Here is a 16,854-nt window from a genome sequence, read left to right on the forward strand (position 1 = left end):
GAGGAAGTCGACGGGGGAAGTCGACGCCATGCGCGTTTGCGTGCCGGGCCGATATCGGCGATGCCGCCAGCCCGAGATCGGACGGCTGCAATATTAGGCTTTGCTTGCTATAGTCACATGTCGGCGCCGCGCTGAGGTCGGCCCGGATGGAGACCATGACCATGACAGACGATCGCCAGGAGCGCATTCGCAGCCGCGCACATCATATCTGGCAGGAAGAAGGGCAACCGGCCGGACAGCATGAGCGCCATTGGCAACAGGCGACAGCCGACATCGACCAGGAGGATGCAGGGTCATCCGGGTTGAAGAAGCCAGCAAGAAAGGCGGCCGTCGCCGGCAAGGCAAAAACCGCGCCCAAAGAGGCCAAGACCGCGGCCAAGCCCGGTAAGCCAAAAAAGGCGGCCAAATAAGACCTGGCCATATCGGAGCCGATGGCTCGTCGTTAGCCCTGCCGCAAGATCAGGCGCTACGGTTCACGCGGCCGCCGCAACCGTTCGACCCAGCCCGCCATGCAGGTCGAGGCAGCGGGCGAACCACTGCGCCACGACATCGTGGTCGTCGAGCAATGGGTAGGGCGAGGCGACGCGTGCCCATTGCAGCGCGCCGAACACGATATAGTCGGCGAACAGGGGCGAATCTCCGCCGATGAATGGCTGATAGGCGAGCATCGAGCGCAGCGGCTCCAGCGAAGCCCTGAAATTGCCAAGCCCGGCATCCCGCGCGGCCATCACCTCTTCCAGGCTCTTGCCCAGGCGCTGCTCCCGGCTCTGGCGGAAATAGGCGGCGTTCTCCGTATCCTGCATGGCATAAAGGTCCATGATCGCGGCGGTGGTCACATAGGGATGGATGGTCAGTTGCGACCAGCGCTCGATGAAGCGCGCCATGGCCTTGCCGCCTTCGCCGCCAAACAGCGACGGCCGGTCCGGATAGGTTTCGTCGAGATAAAGCGCGATGGCGAAGGAATCCGCGACGACCGTCTCGCCGTCGCGGATCACCGGCACGAGTTTCGATGCGCCGCCCTCGACGCGGGGCACTTCGAGAAAACGTGTCGGCACCGCGCTGATCTCCAGCCCCTTATGAGCCAGCGCCATCGTCGCCTTCCAGCAATGCGGGCTGAAGGGGCGGGTGGCGTCGCGTCCGACGAGATCATAAAGCAGAATGGTCATTGGCGGCGGCTTCCTTGCGGTTTAGGTATCCCGCAACGCCTCGACACAGGCCGGCGGGAGAAAAGATGAAACGGCACTTCATGATGTTTGCGGCCTATAATCAATGGGCCAATGGCCGCATCTACGATGCCGCCGCCGATCTCGACGAAGAGGAATTCAATCGCGACGTCGGCGCTTTCTTCGGCTCGATGAAGGGCACGCTCAACCATCTCCTGGCCGCCGATCGCATCTGGATGAAGCGCTTTACCGGCGAGGGCGATGCGCCGACGGCGCTGGACGCCATACTGTACCAGGCGTTGCCGGGCCTGCGCATGGCGCGCGAGGCGGAGGACCGGCGGATCGTCGACTGGGTTGGCGGTTTGAGCGACAAGGCGCTGTCGGGCCGCTTTATATACATGACGGTATCGGACATGCGCACCGTCTCGCAACGGCTGGCTCCGGCGCTCGACCACGTCTTCAACCACCAGACCCACCACCGCGGCCAGGCCCATATGATCCTGACGGTTCTGGGCCGCCCTTCCGTGCAGCTCGACCTGGCGCATTTCCAGCGCACCGAGGAAGGGCGCGCATACGCCTGATTTCGGCCGCCGGCTGCGATAGAGCAGTTTTCACCGTTTCACGGAAACTGCGAACTGAGGGCCGAAAGACGTTGGAGCGCGTTATGACCGACGGCGCGTGTTTTACAGATATTGGCCTTCCAACCGGGCCGCCTAAGTCTGCCGACCCGAAAAATTAGCTTTTCTAGTTTGCACGGAGCCGATTTCCCTAAAAAATATTTGACTGCAAGTCTTGATTCGTTTTGAGATTTGCTGGTCCGTTTGGGGGACGCGGTTAAATAAATGCATCGACGAAATTCTTCTCTGGGGTAGATGATTTTGTCGCAAATAGGGTGAAAGATTTGTCAAATATCGAGGATAAGACCGTTATCGAGCTGACCGCTGACATTGTCTCGGCCTATGTCGGCAACAACCCGCTGCCGGTTTCCGGCCTGCCTGACCTGATTGCCAGCGTCAGTGCCTCGGTGCGAAAGCTCGGAGGTGCCGTTGTCGCGGAAAGCCCAAGCCTGGTTCCTGCGGTGAACCCGAAGAAGTCGGTTTTTCCCGACTACATCGTCTGCCTGGAGGACGGCAAGAAGTTCAAGTCGCTCAAGCGGCACCTCAGGACGGACTATGGGCTGAGCCCGGATGAGTATCGCACCAAATGGGGCCTGCCGCCCGACTATCCGATGGTCGCTCCGAACTACTCAGCGACACGGTCAGCGCTGGCGAAGTCGACGGGACTTGGCCGCAAGCCGGCAGCGCCGGCCCCTGTGGCCAAGGCGACAAAGCGCGGCAAAGCCAGCGCCTGAGCGCGGCCGACCGCGGCCGGAAGCCTCTGAGCTGCGATGTTGACGGCGCCATTGCGCGCGCCGTTTTCATGCCTTGCGTGGCCAACCGGCCCGCAAGGTCTTGCGAAGCGCCGGTCTCCCGTGCAAAAGCGCGGCCATGCTTATCATCAACGACCTCTCGCTGCGCATGGCGGGGCGCTTGCTTCTCGACCATGCCTCGCTGACCTTGCCGGCCGGCACCAAGGCCGGACTTGTCGGCCGCAACGGTACCGGCAAGACCACGCTGTTCAAGGCCATAACAGGCGATTTCCCTTCCGAGACGGGCTCGATCAGCCTGCCGAAGAACACGCGGATCGGCCAGGTGGCGCAAGAAGCGCCCGGAACCGAGGAGCCGCTGATCGAGATCGTGCTCAAGGCCGACCTCGAGCGCACGGCGCTGCTCGAGGAGGAAAAGACGGCGACCGATCCGCACCGTATTGCCGACATCCATATGCGGCTGGCCGATATCGACGCGCATTCGGCCGAGTCGCGCGCCGCCACCATCCTGGCCGGTCTCGGCTTCGACGACGCCGCGCAGCGCCGCCCGGCCTCCTCGTTTTCCGGCGGCTGGCGCATGCGCGTGGCACTCGCTGCCGTGCTGTTTTCCGAACCCGATCTTCTGCTGCTCGACGAGCCGACCAATTATCTCGATCTCGAAGGCACGCTGTGGCTCGAGAACTATGTTTCCAAATATCCGCACACGGTGCTGCTGATCTCGCACGATCGCGACCTGCTTAACCGCGCCGTCAATTCGATCGTCCATCTCGACCAGAAGAAGCTGACCTTCTGGCGCGGCGGCTACGATCAGTTCGAACGCCAGTACACCGAGCAGAAAGAACAGCAGGAAAAGGGCCGTATCAAGCAGGAAGCCGCCCGCAAGCATATGGAATCCTTCGTCGAGCGTTTTCGCGCAAAGGCATCCAAGGCAAGACAGGCTCAGTCCCGCATCAAGGCGCTTGAAAAGATGAAGCCGATCACGGCCATCGTGAACGACACGGTGCGGCCATTTTCTTTCCCGGAGCCGGTGAAGACGGTGGCCTCGCCAATCGTCGCGCTGAACAATGTCAATGTCGGCTATACCCCCGGTGAGCCGATTCTGAAGAAAATGACCTTGCGCATCGATGCCGACGACCGAATCGCGCTGCTTGGCGCGAATGGCAACGGCAAATCGACCTTCGCCAAGCTTCTGTCCGGTCGCCTGAAGCAGGAGACCGGCACCATGACCGTGGCGCCCGGGCTGAAGGTGGCGATCTTTGCACAGCACCAGCTCGACGATCTCAGGCCTGAGGAAAACGCCTACGAGCATGTTCGCAGGCTGATGCCCGAAGCGCCGGAATCGAAAGTGCGCGGCCGTGTCGCCCAGTTTGGGCTCACCACCGAAAAGATGAACACGGCGGCGAAAGACCTGTCCGGCGGCGAGAAGGCGCGGCTGTTGATGGGGCTGTCGGCCTTCGAGGGGCCGAACCTGTTCATCCTTGACGAGCCGACCAATCATCTCGACATCGACAGCCGCGAATCCTTGATCCATGCGCTGAACGAGTTCCCCGGCGCCGTCATCCTAATCTCGCACGACCGCCATCTCCTGGAAGCGACGGCGGACCGGCTGTGGCTGGTCAAGGATGGCGCGGTCAATCCCTATGACGGCGACCTCGAAGATTACAAGACGCTGGTCACCGGCGTGTCCGGCGACCGGCGCGAGCGGCGCGAGGCGGAAAAAGCCTCGAAGGCCGACCGCCGCCGCGAGGCGGCCCAGCGCCGCGCCGCCTTTGAGCCGCTGGCCAAGGAAATTCGCGCCACCGAAGCGCTGATGGACCGCATCCGCAAGCGCATCGACGGCATCGAGGACGAACTGGCCAACCCAGCAATCTACGAAAAGGATCCCTCGACGGCGACAAGGCTGGCCAAGGAGCGATCGCAACTCGCCCAGACGCTCGCCGGCCACGAGGAAAAATGGCTGACCATGTCGGCCGAGTATGAGGAAGGCACGGCGGAGTAGTTACCCTCCCCCTTGTGGGGAGGGTCGATCCGCGAAGCGGAGCGGGGTGGGGGTCTGCGCCACAACCCACCCCGGCGCTACGCGCCGACCCTCTCCTTCAAGGGGACGGTCAGATCTGGCCCTACACGCCTTGTTCGAAAACGGCTAAACACGTGCCATGAACCAGCACGCCAGCCTTCGCATCGGCCATTCGGCCTGTCCGCATGATTGCCCGTCGACCTGCGCGCTCGAGGTCGAGTTGCTTGACGGCAACCGCATCGGCCGCGTCCATGGCGCCAAGTCCAACAGCTATACGGCCGGCGTTGTCTGCGCCAAGGTTGCTCGTTACGCAGACCGCGTCCACCATCCCGACCGCTTGCTGAAGCCGCTGGTGCGCAAAGGCGCCAAGGGCGAGGGCGCCTGGCAGGAAACAAGTTGGGAGGCGGCGCTGGATCTCGTCGCCGAAAAATTCATCGCGGCCGAGGAAAAATACGGCTCGGAGACGGTCTGGCCCTATTTCTATGCCGGCACGATGGGGCTGGTGCAGCGCGACGGTATCGAGCGGCTGCGGCATGCGAAGAAATATTCGGGCTTCTTTGGCTCGATCTGCACCAACCTGGCCTGGACCGGCTGGATGATGGGGGCGGGCGCGCTGCGCGGTCCCGACCCGCGCGAAATGGCCAAGTCCGATTGCGTGGTGATCTGGGGCACCAATGCCGTGGTGACCCAGGTCAACGTCATGACCCACGCCATCAAGGCACGCAAGGAGCGCGGTGCCAGGATCGTGGTCATCGACGTCTATGAGAACGCCACGATGAAGCAGGCCGATATGGGCCTTGTCCTGAAGCCTGGCACCGATGGCGCGCTGGCTTGCGCGGTCATCCATGTGCTGTTCAGGGAAGGCTTGGCCGACCGCGCCTATCTCGAGAAATACACCGATGACCCGAAAGGTCTGGAAGCGCATCTGCGCACGCGCTCACCCGAATGGGCGGCCGCGATCACTGGACTGACTGTGGCCGAGATCGAGAACTTTGCCCGTCTCGTCGGCATGACCAGGAAAACCTATTTCCGCCTCGGCTACGGCTTTGCCCGCCAGCGCAACGGCGCGGTCAACATGCATGCCGCCTCCTGCATCGCCGCCGTCACCGGCGCCTGGCAATATGAGGGTGGCGGCGCCTTCCACTCCAATTCCGGCATCTTCAAGCTCAACCAAGAGGTGCTGGAGGGCACGCGCATGCGCAATCCCTCGATCCGCTATCTCGATCATTCGCGCATCGGCCCGGTGCTGACGGGAGCGCCGGATGCGCTCTATGGCGGGCCGCCGGTGACGGCGCTGCTCATCCAGAACACCAACCCGGCCAATGTCGCGCCCGAGCAGCGACTGGTGAAGCAGGGTTTCTTGCGTGAGGATCTGTTCACCTGCGTGCACGAGCAGTTCATGACCGACACGGCCAAGCTCGCCGACGTCGTGCTGCCGGCAACGATGTTCGTCGAGCATGACGACATCTACAAGGGCGGCGGAAACCAGCACATCACGCTCGGTCCGAAGCTGATCGAGCCGCCGGAAGGGCCGCGCACCAACCATTTCGTCATCGAGCAATTGGCTGAGCGCCTCGGAGTCGCCGACAGGCCGGGCTTCGGCCTCACCGAACAGCAGCATATCGATATCATTCTGGGCAAGCGCGGGCTGGGCAGCTTTGCCAGCCTGAAGGAGCAGAAATGGGTCGACTTGCAGCCGGATTTCGAAACCGCGCATTTCACCAAGGGCTTCGGCCATGCGGACGGCAAATTCCGCTTCCGCGCCGATTGGACCGGACAAGCCGCCCCCAACCGGCCGCCGAAAAGCATGGGCCTGTTCGGCCCGGTGGAGCAGTTGCCGCAATTTCCCGATCATGTCGACCTGATCGAGGTTGCCGACGAGGCGCATCCGTTCCGGCTGGCTACGTCGCCGGCGCGCAACTTCCTCAACTCGACCTTTTCCGAGACGCCGGTGTCGAAGGCCAAGGAGGGCCGGCCGGAATTGCTCTTGCATCCCGACGATGCCGCCGCACACGGTTTGGCAGAGGGCGATCGTGTCGAACTCGGCAATGCGCGCGGCGAGGTGGTGCTGCATGCGAGGCTGTTCGACGGCATCAAGCGCGGCGTGGTGATCGCCGAAGGCATCTGGCCGAACAGCGCGCATGAGCGCGGCGAGGGCATCAACGTGCTGACTGGCGCCGATGCGCCCGCACCCTATGGCGGCGCGGCATTCCACGACAACAAGGTGTGGCTGCGCAAGGCAAGCTGAGCGGCCTCAGCTCATACCGGCAGGGTTTCGGCCGTCCTTTTTCTGTTCTGCCGGAGACGAATGTCGTCGGCGATCGCCTGGGCTTCGATTCCGATTTCGCGCAGCAGGCCGGTGACCGAATTGTGGAAGCCGACGAGATAAAGACCGAGTTCCGAAGCGCGCGCATTGACGCCGCTGGCGCCAGGCTCGACGCCGGGCTGGAGGAATTTGGCATAGGCTGGGCGGTAGCCGGTGGCGAAGATGATCGCGTCGAAGTCGCTGTGCCGACCATCGACGAAACGGGCGCCGCCTTCTGATATCTCGGCAATGTCGGGCGCGACCTTGATCGCGCCTTCGCGGATCTTGCCGATGGTGCCGACATCGATCACCGGGATGCGCGACGCCAGGGATATCTGCTCCAGCAATCCCTGCTTGGGCCGTTTGAGCCCATATTTCTCCAGCCTGCCCAACACCAGATCGAGGATGATAGGGAAGACGGCGTCATTGACGCGTCGCGGCCCCAGGCGCGTCGCCATGCTGACGACCTGGATGGGCACCCCGAGCAGTTCGCGCGGCACGATATGGACGCCGCCGCGCACGGAGATCGTCGGATGCGCGCCGCCTTCCGCCAGGTCGAGCGCGATCTCGGCGCCGGTGTTGCCCATGCCGATGACCAGCACCGACTGGCCGGCAAACGGCGTGCTGTTGCGGTAATCCGCGCTGTGCAGACTTTTGCCCTTGAAACTGCCGGCGCCGGCGAATGCCGGCATCAGCGGCTCGGCATTGTATCCCGAGGCAATCACCACATGGGAAGCGCGCACGGTGCCTGATGTCGCTTCGACGCCCCAGCTTCTGCCCTGCCGGCGGATCGCACGCACCGCTTCTCCAAAGCGGGGCCGCAGATCGAAGCGTTGCGCATAGGTATCGAGGTATTTGACGAACAGATCACGTGGCACATAGCGCGGATAATGCCTGGGGAAGGGCACGAAGGGCAGGGATGAATAGCGCTTGGTCGTGTGCAGGTGGACGCGCTGGTAGTGGCGCCGCCAGGCGGGAGCGGGCTGCTGCTCTTTTTCAAGCAAGATGAAGTCGACCCCGGCCTGCCGCAGGCACGCGGCAACGGCCAGGCCCGCCGGCCCGGCACCGATAATCGCAACCGGGGTGGTGTCGTGCAAGCGCGCCTCCCGCCGCTAATTCGCGATGCGGAGAATGGCGAAAGCATGCCAGACATGCAACCTGATCGCTCATCCCGGCAGCGGCACCGTCAGGCCGACCTTGACGCGGTCCATGGCCACGAAGGTGCGGAATTTGCGGACATTGTTGCTGTTGAAGAACAGGCGCCGCGTCAGCGCCTCATAGGCGCTCATGTCGGCCACCGTGATGGCCAGGATGAAGTCGGCCTCGCCTGTCACATAGTAGCACTGCTGGACTTCAGGCGCCGCCAGGAATTGCCGCTTGGCCGCGTCGATCAGTTCGGTGCGTTCGCTTTCGAGTTCGACCTCGACGAAGATGGTGATGGGCTGGCCGACCGCCGCCGGTTCGATGACCGCGACATTGGCCGCGATGACGCCGGTCTGTTGCATGCGCTTGATACGGCGCTGCACCGCCGGCGCCGACAGGTTCACGGCCTCGCCGATCAGTCGCTGCGGCGTCGTGTTGTCCTTCTGCAGCACGGCGAGAATGGCGAGGTCGAAACTGTCGAGCGAGGCTGGCAAAGCGGGCAATGGCATGTCCTGAAGAAACAAACTTGCATTTCGGCACCTTGAATACAGCGCTTTTTGCGCCTGCCTTGCAATATAGTCTCGTCGTCAGCCAAGGAGGCCTTGATGTTCCTGCTCAACCGCAATGCCTTGCACGGCAGCCCACTCGATCCGGTCGACGCCGAAACGCTCGGGGTTGCGGGGGCCGACGCGGCCGAGCGTTTCCTGTCCCATCGCGACAATCATCAGGAGACGCCGCTGCATGCGCTGCCGGCGCTGGCCTCCGAACTGGGCATTGGCGCCATCCACCTCAAGGATGAGGGTTTTCGCCTCGGCCTCGGTAGCTTCAAGGCGCTTGGGGGCGCTTATGCCGTCGTTCATCTGGTGCTGGAGGAAGCCGGCCGCCGGCTTGGCAGGCCGCTCGGCATCGCCGATCTCGATCAGCCCGATGTCAGGGCGGTCGCCGCCACCATGACGATGGCTTGCGCGACCGACGGCAATCACGGCCGCTCGGTGGCACAGGGCGCGCGGCTTGTCGGCGCGAGGGCGGCGATCTTCGTCCATGCCGGCGTCAGCGACGAGCGCATCACGGCTATCGCCCGCTACGGCGCCGAGATGATCCGCGTCGACGGCAACTACGATGATTCGGTCAGGCAAGCCGCACGCGTCGCGGCGGACAAGGGCTGGACCGTCGTGTCCGATACGTCGTGGCCGGGCTATGAGCGCATTCCAGGCCTCGTCATGCAAGGCTACACCGCGATCATGCGCGAGGCGCTGCGCCAGCTCGGCGAACCGCCCACCCACGTCTTCGTCCAGGCCGGGGTCGGCGGCATTGCCGCTGCCGTGGCTGGCCATCTCGCCATCGTGCTCGGTGATGCCAGGCCGGTCTTCACCGTGGTCGAGCCCGCACGTGCCGCTTGTATCCTGGGCGCCGCCAGGGCTGGCCATCCTGTCAAGATCGCGCATGGCGAAGCGACTGTCATGGCGATGCTCGAATGCTACGAGGCGTCGCCTGTCGCCTGGCGCGTGCTGGCGCGTGCCGCCGATGCCTTCATGACCGTCGACGAGGAGGATGCGGTCGCTGTGATGCGGAGGCTTGCGCGGCCGGCCGGCGGCGATCCGGCCATCGTTGCCGGCGAAAGCGGCGGGGTCGGCCTGGCCGGACTGATCCGGGCGCTGGCCGACAACAAGGCCGAACTCGGCCTCGACCGGCTCTCGCGGGTGCTGGTCGTCAACACCGAAGGCGCAACCGATCCCAGGCGTTATGCCGAACTCGTCGGCGTGGCCGCCGCGGACGTGCTTGCGGGCAAGGTACTTTCTGGAGCAACGCCATGATCTCGGTCGACGCGCGGCGGCTGCTTGGCCGTATTCGGGACCTCGGCGCCATCGGCCGCGACGGCGAGGGCCGGCTGGTGCGGCTTGCCGCCTCGGGCGCCGACCGGCAGGGCCGCGACCGCTTCGTCGGCTGGTTGCGCGAGGCGGGGCTCGAAGTCGCCATCGACCGCATGGGCAATATCTTCGGCATCTGGCGGACGCCTGGGAATGCCGGGCAGGCGCCGATCCTGATAGGCTCGCATATCGATACGGTCATAGATGCCGGCATTTATGACGGCTGCTACGGCGTGCTGGCTGGGCTGGAGGCAATCGAGACACTGAAGGCGTCAGGCTTTGTCCTGTCGCGCCCGTTGGCCGTCGCCGCCTTCACCAATGAGGAAGGCGTGCGCTATTCCCCCGACATGATGGGCTCGCTGGTTCATGCCGGCGGTGTTGCGATCGACGAGGCGCTGGCGGCCGTGGGGACCGACGGCAGCGTGCTCGGGCAGGAACTGGCGCGCATCGGCTATGCCGGCGACGAGCAGCCGGGCTTCCTCAAGCCGCATACCTATCTCGAACTGCATATCGAGCAGGGCCCGGTGCTGGAGCGCGAAGGCGTGCCGATCGGCGCGGTGGAAAACCTGCAAGGCATCTCCTGGCAGCGCATCACCATCGACGGGGTCGCCAACCATGCCGGCACCACGCCGATGTCGATGCGCAGCGACGCCGGCCATGCGGCCGCCCGTGTCGTCGCCTTCCTGCACGATCGTGCCAAGGCTTCGAACACGCCGACCGTCGCCACCGTCGGCACGATGCTTTTCGAGCCCAACGCCATCAACGTCATTCCCTCGCGAGCGGTCTTCACCATCGACCTGCGCGATCCTTTCGAGCACCGGCTGCAGGCGGAGGAAGCAGCACTCGCCGCTCACCTCGAAGAACTCGCCGCCGCCGAAGGCGTGACGATCTCGGTCGAGCGGCTGGCGCGCTTCGAGCCGGTGATCTTCGACAGCCGCATCGTGGAGCTGATCGAGGCCGCTGCCATCAGTCGCGGGCTGGTTTCGAAGCGCATGACGTCCGGCGCCGGCCATGATGCGCAGATGATGGCGCGTATCGCACCTGCCGCGATGATCTTCGTGCCGAGCGCCGGCGGCATCAGCCATAATCCGCGCGAATACACCGAGGATACCGAGCTCGTCGCCGGCGCCAACATTCTGCTCGATGTCGTCACCCGACTTGCAACCTAGTTTGAGAGGGGCGGAGAAATGGCCAAAATCGATCTCGATGCCTTGAAGCAGGAGATGACCGGCTGGCGGCGCGATCTGCATGCCCATCCGGAATTCGGGTTCGAGGAAAAGCGCACCGCGGCCTTCGTCGCTGCCAAACTGCGCGAATTCGGCCTCGACGATGTGACCGAGGGCGTCGGCGGCACCGGCGTCGTCGGCACGCTGAAGCGCGGCAGCGGCAACAGGGCGATCGCGCTCAGGGCCGATATGGATGCCCTGCGCATCACCGAGCAATCGGCTGTGGCCTATGGCTCGCAAAATCCCGGAATCATGCACGCCTGCGGCCATGACGGCCACACCACCATGCTGCTCGGCGCGGCGAAGCTGCTGGCCGGGGAGGGCGGGTTCAACGGCACGGTGCGCTTCATCTTTCAGCCGGCCGAGGAGTGGGGCAGGGGCGCGCTGGCCATGCTCGACGATGGGTTGATGCGCCGCTTTCCCTTCGATGAGATTTTCGGCCTGCACAATCTGCCCGGATTGCCGATTGGCCATTTCGAAACCCGCCCCGGCCCGATGATGTCGGCCGAGGATATCTTCGAGATTGTTCTGAGAGGCCGCGGCGGCCACGCTGCCGGGCCGCAGGACGGCCGGGAGACACTGGTCGCCGCTTGCGCGCTGGTCACCAATCTGCAAACCATCGTCTCGCGCCGGCTGAGCCCGGCCGACATATCGGTGGTCTCGGTAACCGAGCTGATCACCGACGGCACCCGCAACGCGCTGCCCGGCCTTGCCCGTATCCTGGGAGACGCCCGCAGCTTTCGCCCCGAGGTCAGCGCCGAGATCGAGAAGCAGATGCGCACCATCGCCGCCGGCACCGCCGCCGCCTACAACGTCACCGCCGAGGTCGCCTACAGCAGGGAATTCGTGCCGCTGCACAACGACGCCGAATTGGTCGACGAGGCCTTTGCAGCCGCCGGAAACGTGTTCGCGCCCGAAGGCGTCGCCGTCGCCCGCGAGCCGATGACCGGCTCTGAGGATTTTGCCCGTTTCCTCGCTCACGTGCCCGGTTGCTTCGTCTTCCTCGGCAATGGCGACACGGCGCCGCTGCACAATCCGAGCTACGACTTCAACGATGACGGCCTGCTGTTCGGCACGAATTTCCATGCCGCGGTCGTCAGACGGCGATTGGGAGCATGAACGGCGCGGTCGTTCCGGAATTTGGCGGGAAGCCAAAGGGGTGGAATCCCCATGACGCTACGGCAAGACTCAGCTAACATCCATATTGCGGCGGACCTGATATCCGCCTGGCCGGCGCTATCAGGCACCTCCCAAGCGGCGCCGGCCGTCCTTTCCAGGCTGTGCTTTGTGCTGTCCCGCCGTGGTCCGCGGCGTTGCTGCACGCATGTCAACTCATTTGCCGGTCTTACCGGCTACAGGATTGCCGTCGGCGTGCGGGTTTTCCGCTGCCGGAGCCTTGGTTGGCGGGACGTTGTTGTCGCAGGCCGACACGGCCAGAACGATCAGCAGAAGGCCTAGGGAGAGCTTCTTCATCGCTACCTCCTCTCGTCTGACAACGAGACGACTTCCGTTTGGTTGCGACGATCAAGCCGAGGAACAAAAGCTCATGTCTCCGGTTGGATCAGGCAAAGGAGGACTGCTGGATGATCCGTCTGCTCTTGGCCTGCACCATCGCCTTCGTCACTTACCGCCTCGCGCGCAAGCTGATCGAGGACGTACCTGACACCGTCGATCCCCTGTTGCTGCCAGTCCCGAAGAATGATCGGGAGACATTGCGCAGGCAGTCGGCAGCGATGGGTGTCGATCCGGAACGCTGACCTGTCGACCTTGAGCTCGCCGCGCCGCTTCCTTGTTGCGAACAAAGCGGAAACGATGCTTGATGGGCGATGAACCTTGCCGCTCATGATTCGACATTTCGGGAACCGACCGACCAGCCTGCTTATCTCGCAAGGCTGAACGATGCCCAACGCCAGGCTGTCGAGCATGGCGACGGCAGGATCGCCGGACCGCTGCTGGTCATTGCCGGCGCCGGCTCGGGCAAGACCAACACGCTGGCGCATCGCGTAGCCCATCTCATCGTCAAGGGCGCTGATCCGCGCCGCATCCTGCTGATGACGTTTTCACGTCGCGCCGCCTCCGAAATGGCCAGGCGCGTCGAGCGCATCGCTGGCGAGGTGCTCGGCCGTGACGCCTCGATCGTCACTGACGCGCTGACCTGGGCCGGCACCTTCCATGGCATCGGTGCACGGCTACTGCGCGATTACGCGCAGGAGATCGGCCTCGATCCGGCGTTCACCATCCACGATCGCGAGGATTCGGCCGACCTGATGAACCTGGTGCGCCACGAACTCGGCTTCTCGAAGGCGGAAGCGCGCTTTCCGACCAAGGGCACCTGCCTTGCCATCTATTCGCGCGCCGTCAACGCGCAGGCGCCGCTCGGCGAGGTGCTGGGCTCCGCCTTTCCGTGGTGCGCCGGATGGGGCGAACAGCTGAAGCAGCTGTTCGCCGGCTATGTCGAGGCCAAGCAGGCGCAGAACGTGCTCGATTACGATGACCTGCTGCTCTACTGGGCGCAGATGACGGCCGAACCGGAGATAGCGATGCATCTGGGCGGGCGCTTCGACCATGTGCTGGTCGACGAATACCAGGATACCAACCGGCTGCAGGCCTCGATCCTCATGGCGCTCAAACCCGATGGCGCCGGGCTGACGGTGGTCGGCGACGATGCGCAATCGATCTATTCGTTCCGCGCCGCCGAGGTGCGCAACATCCTGGACTTTCCCAAGCAGTTCGCGCAGGCCGCCGATGTGGTGATGCTGGAGCGCAACTACCGCTCGACCGAAACCATTTTGGCCGCCGCCAATGCCGTGATCGGCGAGGCCTCGGAACGCTTCACCAAAAACCTGTGGTCGGAACGCAAATCCGCCGCCAAGCCGAGGCTGGTGACTGTACGCGACGAGGTCGAACAGGCCAATTTCGTCTGCGAGGCCATCCTGGCCGAGCGCGAGGCCGGCACGGCGCTGAAATCGCAGGCGGTGCTGTTTCGCGCCTCGCACCACAGCGGGCCTCTGGAAATCGAGCTGACGCGGCGCAACATTCCCTTCGTCAAGTTCGGTGGGCTGAAATTCCTCGATGCCGCTCACGTCAAGGATGTGCTGGCGGTGCTGCGCTTTGCCGAAAACCCGCGCGACCGCGTCGCCGGATTTCGCGTGCTGCAGCTTTTGCCCGGCATCGGCCCGTCGGCCGCCGCGCAGGTCGTCGAGACGATGACATCGGCGCTGGACGAGGCGATGGGCCTTGCCGGCTGGCGGCCGCCGCAGCGCGCGGCGGATGACTGGCCGGGCTTCGTCTCGCTCTACTCCGGCCTGCGTGCCGGCGCCAAATGGCCGGCCGATCTCGAACAGGTCAGGCTCTGGTACGAGCCGCATCTCGAGCGCATCCACGAGGACGCAACCACGCGCCGGGCCGACCTTCTGCAGCTCGAGCAGATCGGATCCGGCTACGCTTCGCGCGAACGGTTCCTGACCGAGCTGACGCTCGATCCGCCGGACGCGACCAGCGACCAGGCCGGGCCGCCGCACCGCGACGAGGATTATTTGATCCTGTCGACCATCCACTCGGCCAAGGGCCAGGAGTGGAAGAACGTGTTTGTGCTCAACACCGTCGATGGCTGCATTCCGGCCGATCTCGGCGTTGGTACCAGGGAAGATATCGAGGAGGAGCGCCGGCTGCTTTACGTGGCGATGACAAGGGCCAAGGACAGCCTCAACCTGGTCATGCCGCAGCGCTTCTTTGCGCATGGCCAGGCGGCGCGCGGCGACCGCCATGTCTATGCCTCGCGCACGCGCTTCATCCCGGCCTCCCTCCTTGCGGCATTCGAACAGACGGTATGGCCGGCAGCGCAAGCAGCGCCGGGCAGGGCGCCCCGGCCGGAGATACGCGTCGACATTGGCGCGCGCATGCGCGGCATGTGGAAATAGTCGCGGCGATGGCGCCAGTCAGGATCGCAATTGCCGGTGCGCTCGGCCGCATGGGGCGCCAGATGGCGGACGCCGTGCAGGCCGACTCGCGGCTGGCGCTTACTGCCCGCTTTCATCGACCGGGCGTCGTCGGCGATGGCCTGGTCAGTCGCGACGAGGCGCTCGGCCTGGCCGATGTGGTCGTCGATTTCACCACGCCGGCGGCATCGGCCGATCTGGCGAGAGCCTGCGCCGGCCGTCGCGGGCCTGCCATGGTCATTGGCTCGACCGGTTTCGATGACGCTGAATTGGCAGCCATCGCCGATGCCGCGAAAACCGTTGTCATCGTACGCTCCGGGAGCTTTTCGCTTGGGCTCAACATGCTGGTCGGATTGGTCGAGCAGGCGGCGAGAGCGCTCGGTCCCGCGGACTGGGATGCAGAGATTTTAGAGGCGCATCACCGCCACAAGATCGATGCGCCATCGGGCACCGCCCTGATGCTCGGCCAAGCCATTGCCGACGGACGCGGCGTCGAACTCAATGCGATGGCGAGGCGTGTTCGCGACGGTGTCACCGGTGCGCGGCCTGCCGGCGAGATCGGCTTCGCGATGCTGCGCGGCGGCAGTATCGTCGGCGAGCACAGCGTCAGCTTCTGCACCGGGGGCGAGATCGTCACCCTGTCGCATGCGGCCGAGGACCGCGTCATGTTCGCCCGTGGCGCCATCGCCGCAGCCCTCTGGGTGACCGGGCGACCGCCCGGTCAATACGATATGCGCGACGTCCTTGGCTTTGGCGCTTCTTGACGGGCCAGAACCCGCCGCTTTCCATTTCTCCAGTCGTCAAAATGACTGAAAGCTTGAGCCTGCCGCGACCGGAGGCGAAGCCTCCGCGTGGAGAATGCGGCGCGCCTCTTGGCGCGTCCTTCAGCCCGTTTGCAAGCGACAATGTCGACCCAGCCGCAAGCAAACGCCCGGATGCGGCCACTCGCGCGGGCCTTACGTAGATAAAACCGAACCGTTCGGTTCGATTTGTGTTGACGGACCGTACATCAAACGGTGAACGTACGCTCTGCGCAAACGGGTGGGCTCAATGGAGTTTTCTCAATAAACCGTTGGTTCAACAAGATAAAATTGTGGCAGCCAGCGATGTCGTTTCAATTTCAAGGGCCGTCCCACAGCTTTTTTGGCACATTTTCGTGACTGGAAACGACAACACCGCAGACCCATCTCGGGGTGGTCCGAGCGACGCGAAATCCTCCCAAGGGCACGCCACTAGACGGACAGAACAAACATACTGGAGTAACCAAAATGACCAAGATCGCTCTTACCGCCGCCGCCATCCTCGTTGCCACGGGCACCGCTTTCGCCGGCAGCGACAATTATGGTTCGGCCAACGCCAATCAGCCCGCCGCCGCTGTCGACCATTCCGTCACCGCTTCGACCTCGAAGACGAACGGAACCGTCCAGGCCCCGGCTTCGCAGGGCGCCGACCGCAACCTTTTCGGCCGCTAATCGCGACTGCCGACATCAACCAACTTGAACTCAGGAGTAAAGAAATGACCAAGATCGCTCTTACCGCCGCCGCCATTCTCATTGCCACGGGCAGCGCCTTTGCCGGCAGCGACAATTATGGTTCCAACAATGTCAACCAGCCGGTTGCCAACCAGTCGACCTCCAACATCGACACCACGCATACCGGCTCGATCACCAAGTCCATAAAGGCGCAGGGCGACGCGAATGCCAACGTGCCGGCTCAGTCTGGCCAGGGCATCTGGGGCCGTTGATTCTGTAAGTCTTCGACCACAAAGAGCGGTGGGCCTGGCCCGCCGCTCTTGTTTTTTGCGCATGACCAATCCTCCAAGCTCGGC

17 protein-coding genes are annotated in these 16,854 nt (G+C 64.1%); 13 read left to right on the forward strand and 4 right to left on the reverse strand.

Translation table 11 applies throughout. From position 1 onward, the window contains the following. Positions 1 to 161 precede the first annotated feature (161 nt). Entirely contained in the window at positions 162 to 410 is a 249-nt protein-coding gene (locus FJ942_RS27735; RefSeq protein ID WP_224680492.1) for a DUF2934 domain-containing protein, read from the forward strand. Positions 411 to 473: 63 nt separating this feature from the next. On the opposite strand, the gene FJ942_RS27740 is transcribed toward FJ942_RS27735, so the two are convergent. After that, positions 474 to 1,166 carry a glutathione S-transferase family protein gene (locus FJ942_RS27740; protein WP_140494385.1) on the reverse strand — a complete coding sequence of 231 codons (693 nt, stop codon included), beginning with the start codon at positions 1,164 to 1,166 and terminating at the stop codon, positions 474 to 476. A 65-nt stretch (positions 1,167 to 1,231) separates the two neighbouring features. Between FJ942_RS27740 and FJ942_RS27745 the strand changes: the two genes are divergently transcribed. From FJ942_RS27745 to FJ942_RS27760, 4 genes are all read left to right on the forward strand, one after another. Next, positions 1,232 to 1,744 (forward strand): DinB family protein, encoded by a 513-nt coding sequence (locus FJ942_RS27745; protein WP_140494383.1) that lies wholly within the window; start codon positions 1,232 to 1,234, stop codon positions 1,742 to 1,744. A gap of 320 nt (positions 1,745 to 2,064) precedes the next feature. Continuing rightward, entirely contained in the window at positions 2,065 to 2,514 is a 450-nt protein-coding gene (locus FJ942_RS27750) for a MucR family transcriptional regulator (protein ID WP_140494381.1), read from the forward strand. 136 nt (positions 2,515 to 2,650) lie between these two features. Next, positions 2,651 to 4,528 (forward strand): ABC-F family ATP-binding cassette domain-containing protein, encoded by a 1,878-nt coding sequence (locus tag FJ942_RS27755; protein WP_140494379.1) that lies wholly within the window; start codon positions 2,651 to 2,653, stop codon positions 4,526 to 4,528. A 157-nt stretch (positions 4,529 to 4,685) separates the two neighbouring features. Next, complete coding sequence (locus FJ942_RS27760) at positions 4,686 to 6,794, forward strand: molybdopterin oxidoreductase family protein (protein WP_140899585.1); 2,109 nt, start codon at positions 4,686 to 4,688, stop codon at positions 6,792 to 6,794. An 11-nt stretch (positions 6,795 to 6,805) separates the two neighbouring features. Here the strand turns inward: FJ942_RS27760 and FJ942_RS27765 are convergent, their stop codons facing one another. Next, positions 6,806 to 7,948, reverse strand: a complete 1,143-nt coding sequence (locus FJ942_RS27765; RefSeq protein WP_140899587.1) for an NAD(P)/FAD-dependent oxidoreductase — start codon at positions 7,946 to 7,948, stop codon at positions 6,806 to 6,808. Positions 7,949 to 8,017: 69 nt separating this feature from the next. Further along, positions 8,018 to 8,503 carry an Lrp/AsnC family transcriptional regulator gene (locus tag FJ942_RS27770; protein WP_181165174.1) on the reverse strand — a complete coding sequence of 162 codons (486 nt, stop codon included), beginning with the start codon at positions 8,501 to 8,503 and terminating at the stop codon, positions 8,018 to 8,020. A gap of 96 nt (positions 8,504 to 8,599) precedes the next feature. On the opposite strand from FJ942_RS27770, the gene FJ942_RS27775 reads away from it, so the two are divergent. The 3 genes from FJ942_RS27775 to FJ942_RS27785 are packed head-to-tail and all read left to right on the forward strand — an operon-like array spanning position 8,600 to position 12,207. After that, a complete protein-coding gene (locus FJ942_RS27775; protein ID WP_140515473.1) occupies positions 8,600 to 9,808 on the forward strand; it encodes a diaminopropionate ammonia-lyase in 1,209 nt (402 codons plus the stop codon). Continuing rightward, positions 9,805 to 11,031 (forward strand): Zn-dependent hydrolase, encoded by a 1,227-nt coding sequence (locus tag FJ942_RS27780; protein WP_140899589.1) that lies wholly within the window; start codon positions 9,805 to 9,807, stop codon positions 11,029 to 11,031. The genes FJ942_RS27775 and FJ942_RS27780 overlap by 4 nt, the downstream gene beginning before the upstream one ends. Before the next feature lie 18 nt (positions 11,032 to 11,049). Beyond that, the gene (locus FJ942_RS27785) at positions 11,050 to 12,207 is read left to right on the forward strand and encodes a M20 aminoacylase family protein (RefSeq protein ID WP_140494367.1); all 1,158 of its coding nucleotides are present in this window, start codon (positions 11,050 to 11,052) and stop codon (positions 12,205 to 12,207) included. Between the two features lie 213 nt (positions 12,208 to 12,420). On the opposite strand, the gene FJ942_RS28650 is transcribed toward FJ942_RS27785, so the two are convergent. Next, complete coding sequence (locus FJ942_RS28650; protein ID WP_181170056.1) at positions 12,421 to 12,561, reverse strand: hypothetical protein; 141 nt, start codon at positions 12,559 to 12,561, stop codon at positions 12,421 to 12,423. A 110-nt stretch (positions 12,562 to 12,671) separates the two neighbouring features. Between FJ942_RS28650 and FJ942_RS28655 the strand changes: the two genes are divergently transcribed. The 5 genes from FJ942_RS28655 (at position 12,672) to FJ942_RS27805 (ending at position 16,770) form a co-directional block, all read left to right on the forward strand. Beyond that, entirely contained in the window at positions 12,672 to 12,845 is a 174-nt protein-coding gene (locus FJ942_RS28655) for a hypothetical protein (RefSeq protein WP_181165130.1), read from the forward strand. A 69-nt stretch (positions 12,846 to 12,914) separates the two neighbouring features. Then, positions 12,915 to 15,008: an ATP-dependent helicase gene (locus FJ942_RS27790; protein WP_140899591.1), complete on the forward strand. Its 2,094-nt coding sequence runs from the start codon at positions 12,915 to 12,917 to the stop codon at positions 15,006 to 15,008. 8 nt (positions 15,009 to 15,016) lie between these two features. Continuing rightward, the gene (dapB, locus tag FJ942_RS27795; protein WP_140899593.1) at positions 15,017 to 15,790 is read left to right on the forward strand and encodes a 4-hydroxy-tetrahydrodipicolinate reductase; all 774 of its coding nucleotides are present in this window, start codon (positions 15,017 to 15,019) and stop codon (positions 15,788 to 15,790) included. 504 nt (positions 15,791 to 16,294) lie between these two features. Next, positions 16,295 to 16,498, forward strand: a complete 204-nt coding sequence (locus FJ942_RS27800) for a DUF680 domain-containing protein (protein ID WP_140515477.1) — start codon at positions 16,295 to 16,297, stop codon at positions 16,496 to 16,498. A gap of 44 nt (positions 16,499 to 16,542) precedes the next feature. Next, positions 16,543 to 16,770: a DUF680 domain-containing protein gene (locus FJ942_RS27805; protein ID WP_140494359.1), complete on the forward strand. Its 228-nt coding sequence runs from the start codon at positions 16,543 to 16,545 to the stop codon at positions 16,768 to 16,770. The last annotated feature ends 84 nt before the right edge of the window (positions 16,771 to 16,854 follow it).

Origin of the sequence: Mesorhizobium sp. B2-4-2, from assembly GCF_006442845.1 — a bacterium.
Classification (GTDB): Bacteria; Pseudomonadota; Alphaproteobacteria; order Rhizobiales; family Rhizobiaceae; genus Mesorhizobium.

Bases quoted from the DNA above. Each gene is read 5' to 3' on its own strand.
- FJ942_RS28650 (WP_181170056.1), bottom strand. From the start codon at position 12,561: ATGAAGAAGCTCTCCCTAGGCCTTCTGCTGATCGTTCTGGCCGTGTCG.
- FJ942_RS27745 (WP_140494383.1), top strand. From the start codon at position 1,232: ATGAAACGGCACTTCATGATGTTTGCGGCCTATAATCAATGGGCCAAT.
- FJ942_RS27780 (WP_140899589.1), top strand. From the start codon at position 9,805: ATGATCTCGGTCGACGCGCGGCGGCTGCTTGGCCGTATTCGGGACCTC.
- FJ942_RS27740 (WP_140494385.1), bottom strand. From the start codon at position 1,166: ATGACCATTCTGCTTTATGATCTCGTCGGACGCGACGCCACCCGCCCC.
- FJ942_RS27800 (WP_140515477.1), top strand. From the start codon at position 16,295: ATGACCAAGATCGCTCTTACCGCCGCCGCCATCCTCGTTGCCACGGGC.
- dapB (WP_140899593.1), top strand. From the start codon at position 15,017: ATGGCGCCAGTCAGGATCGCAATTGCCGGTGCGCTCGGCCGCATGGGG.
- FJ942_RS27775 (WP_140515473.1), top strand. From the start codon at position 8,600: ATGTTCCTGCTCAACCGCAATGCCTTGCACGGCAGCCCACTCGATCCG.
- FJ942_RS27755 (WP_140494379.1), top strand. From the start codon at position 2,651: ATGCTTATCATCAACGACCTCTCGCTGCGCATGGCGGGGCGCTTGCTT.
- FJ942_RS28655 (WP_181165130.1), top strand. From the start codon at position 12,672: ATGATCCGTCTGCTCTTGGCCTGCACCATCGCCTTCGTCACTTACCGC.
- FJ942_RS27770 (WP_181165174.1), bottom strand. From the start codon at position 8,503: ATGCCATTGCCCGCTTTGCCAGCCTCGCTCGACAGTTTCGACCTCGCC.
- FJ942_RS27790 (WP_140899591.1), top strand. From the start codon at position 12,915: ATGAACCTTGCCGCTCATGATTCGACATTTCGGGAACCGACCGACCAG.
- FJ942_RS27805 (WP_140494359.1), top strand. From the start codon at position 16,543: ATGACCAAGATCGCTCTTACCGCCGCCGCCATTCTCATTGCCACGGGC.
- FJ942_RS27735 (WP_224680492.1), top strand. From the start codon at position 162: ATGACAGACGATCGCCAGGAGCGCATTCGCAGCCGCGCACATCATATC.
- FJ942_RS27760 (WP_140899585.1), top strand. From the start codon at position 4,686: ATGAACCAGCACGCCAGCCTTCGCATCGGCCATTCGGCCTGTCCGCAT.
- FJ942_RS27785 (WP_140494367.1), top strand. From the start codon at position 11,050: ATGGCCAAAATCGATCTCGATGCCTTGAAGCAGGAGATGACCGGCTGG.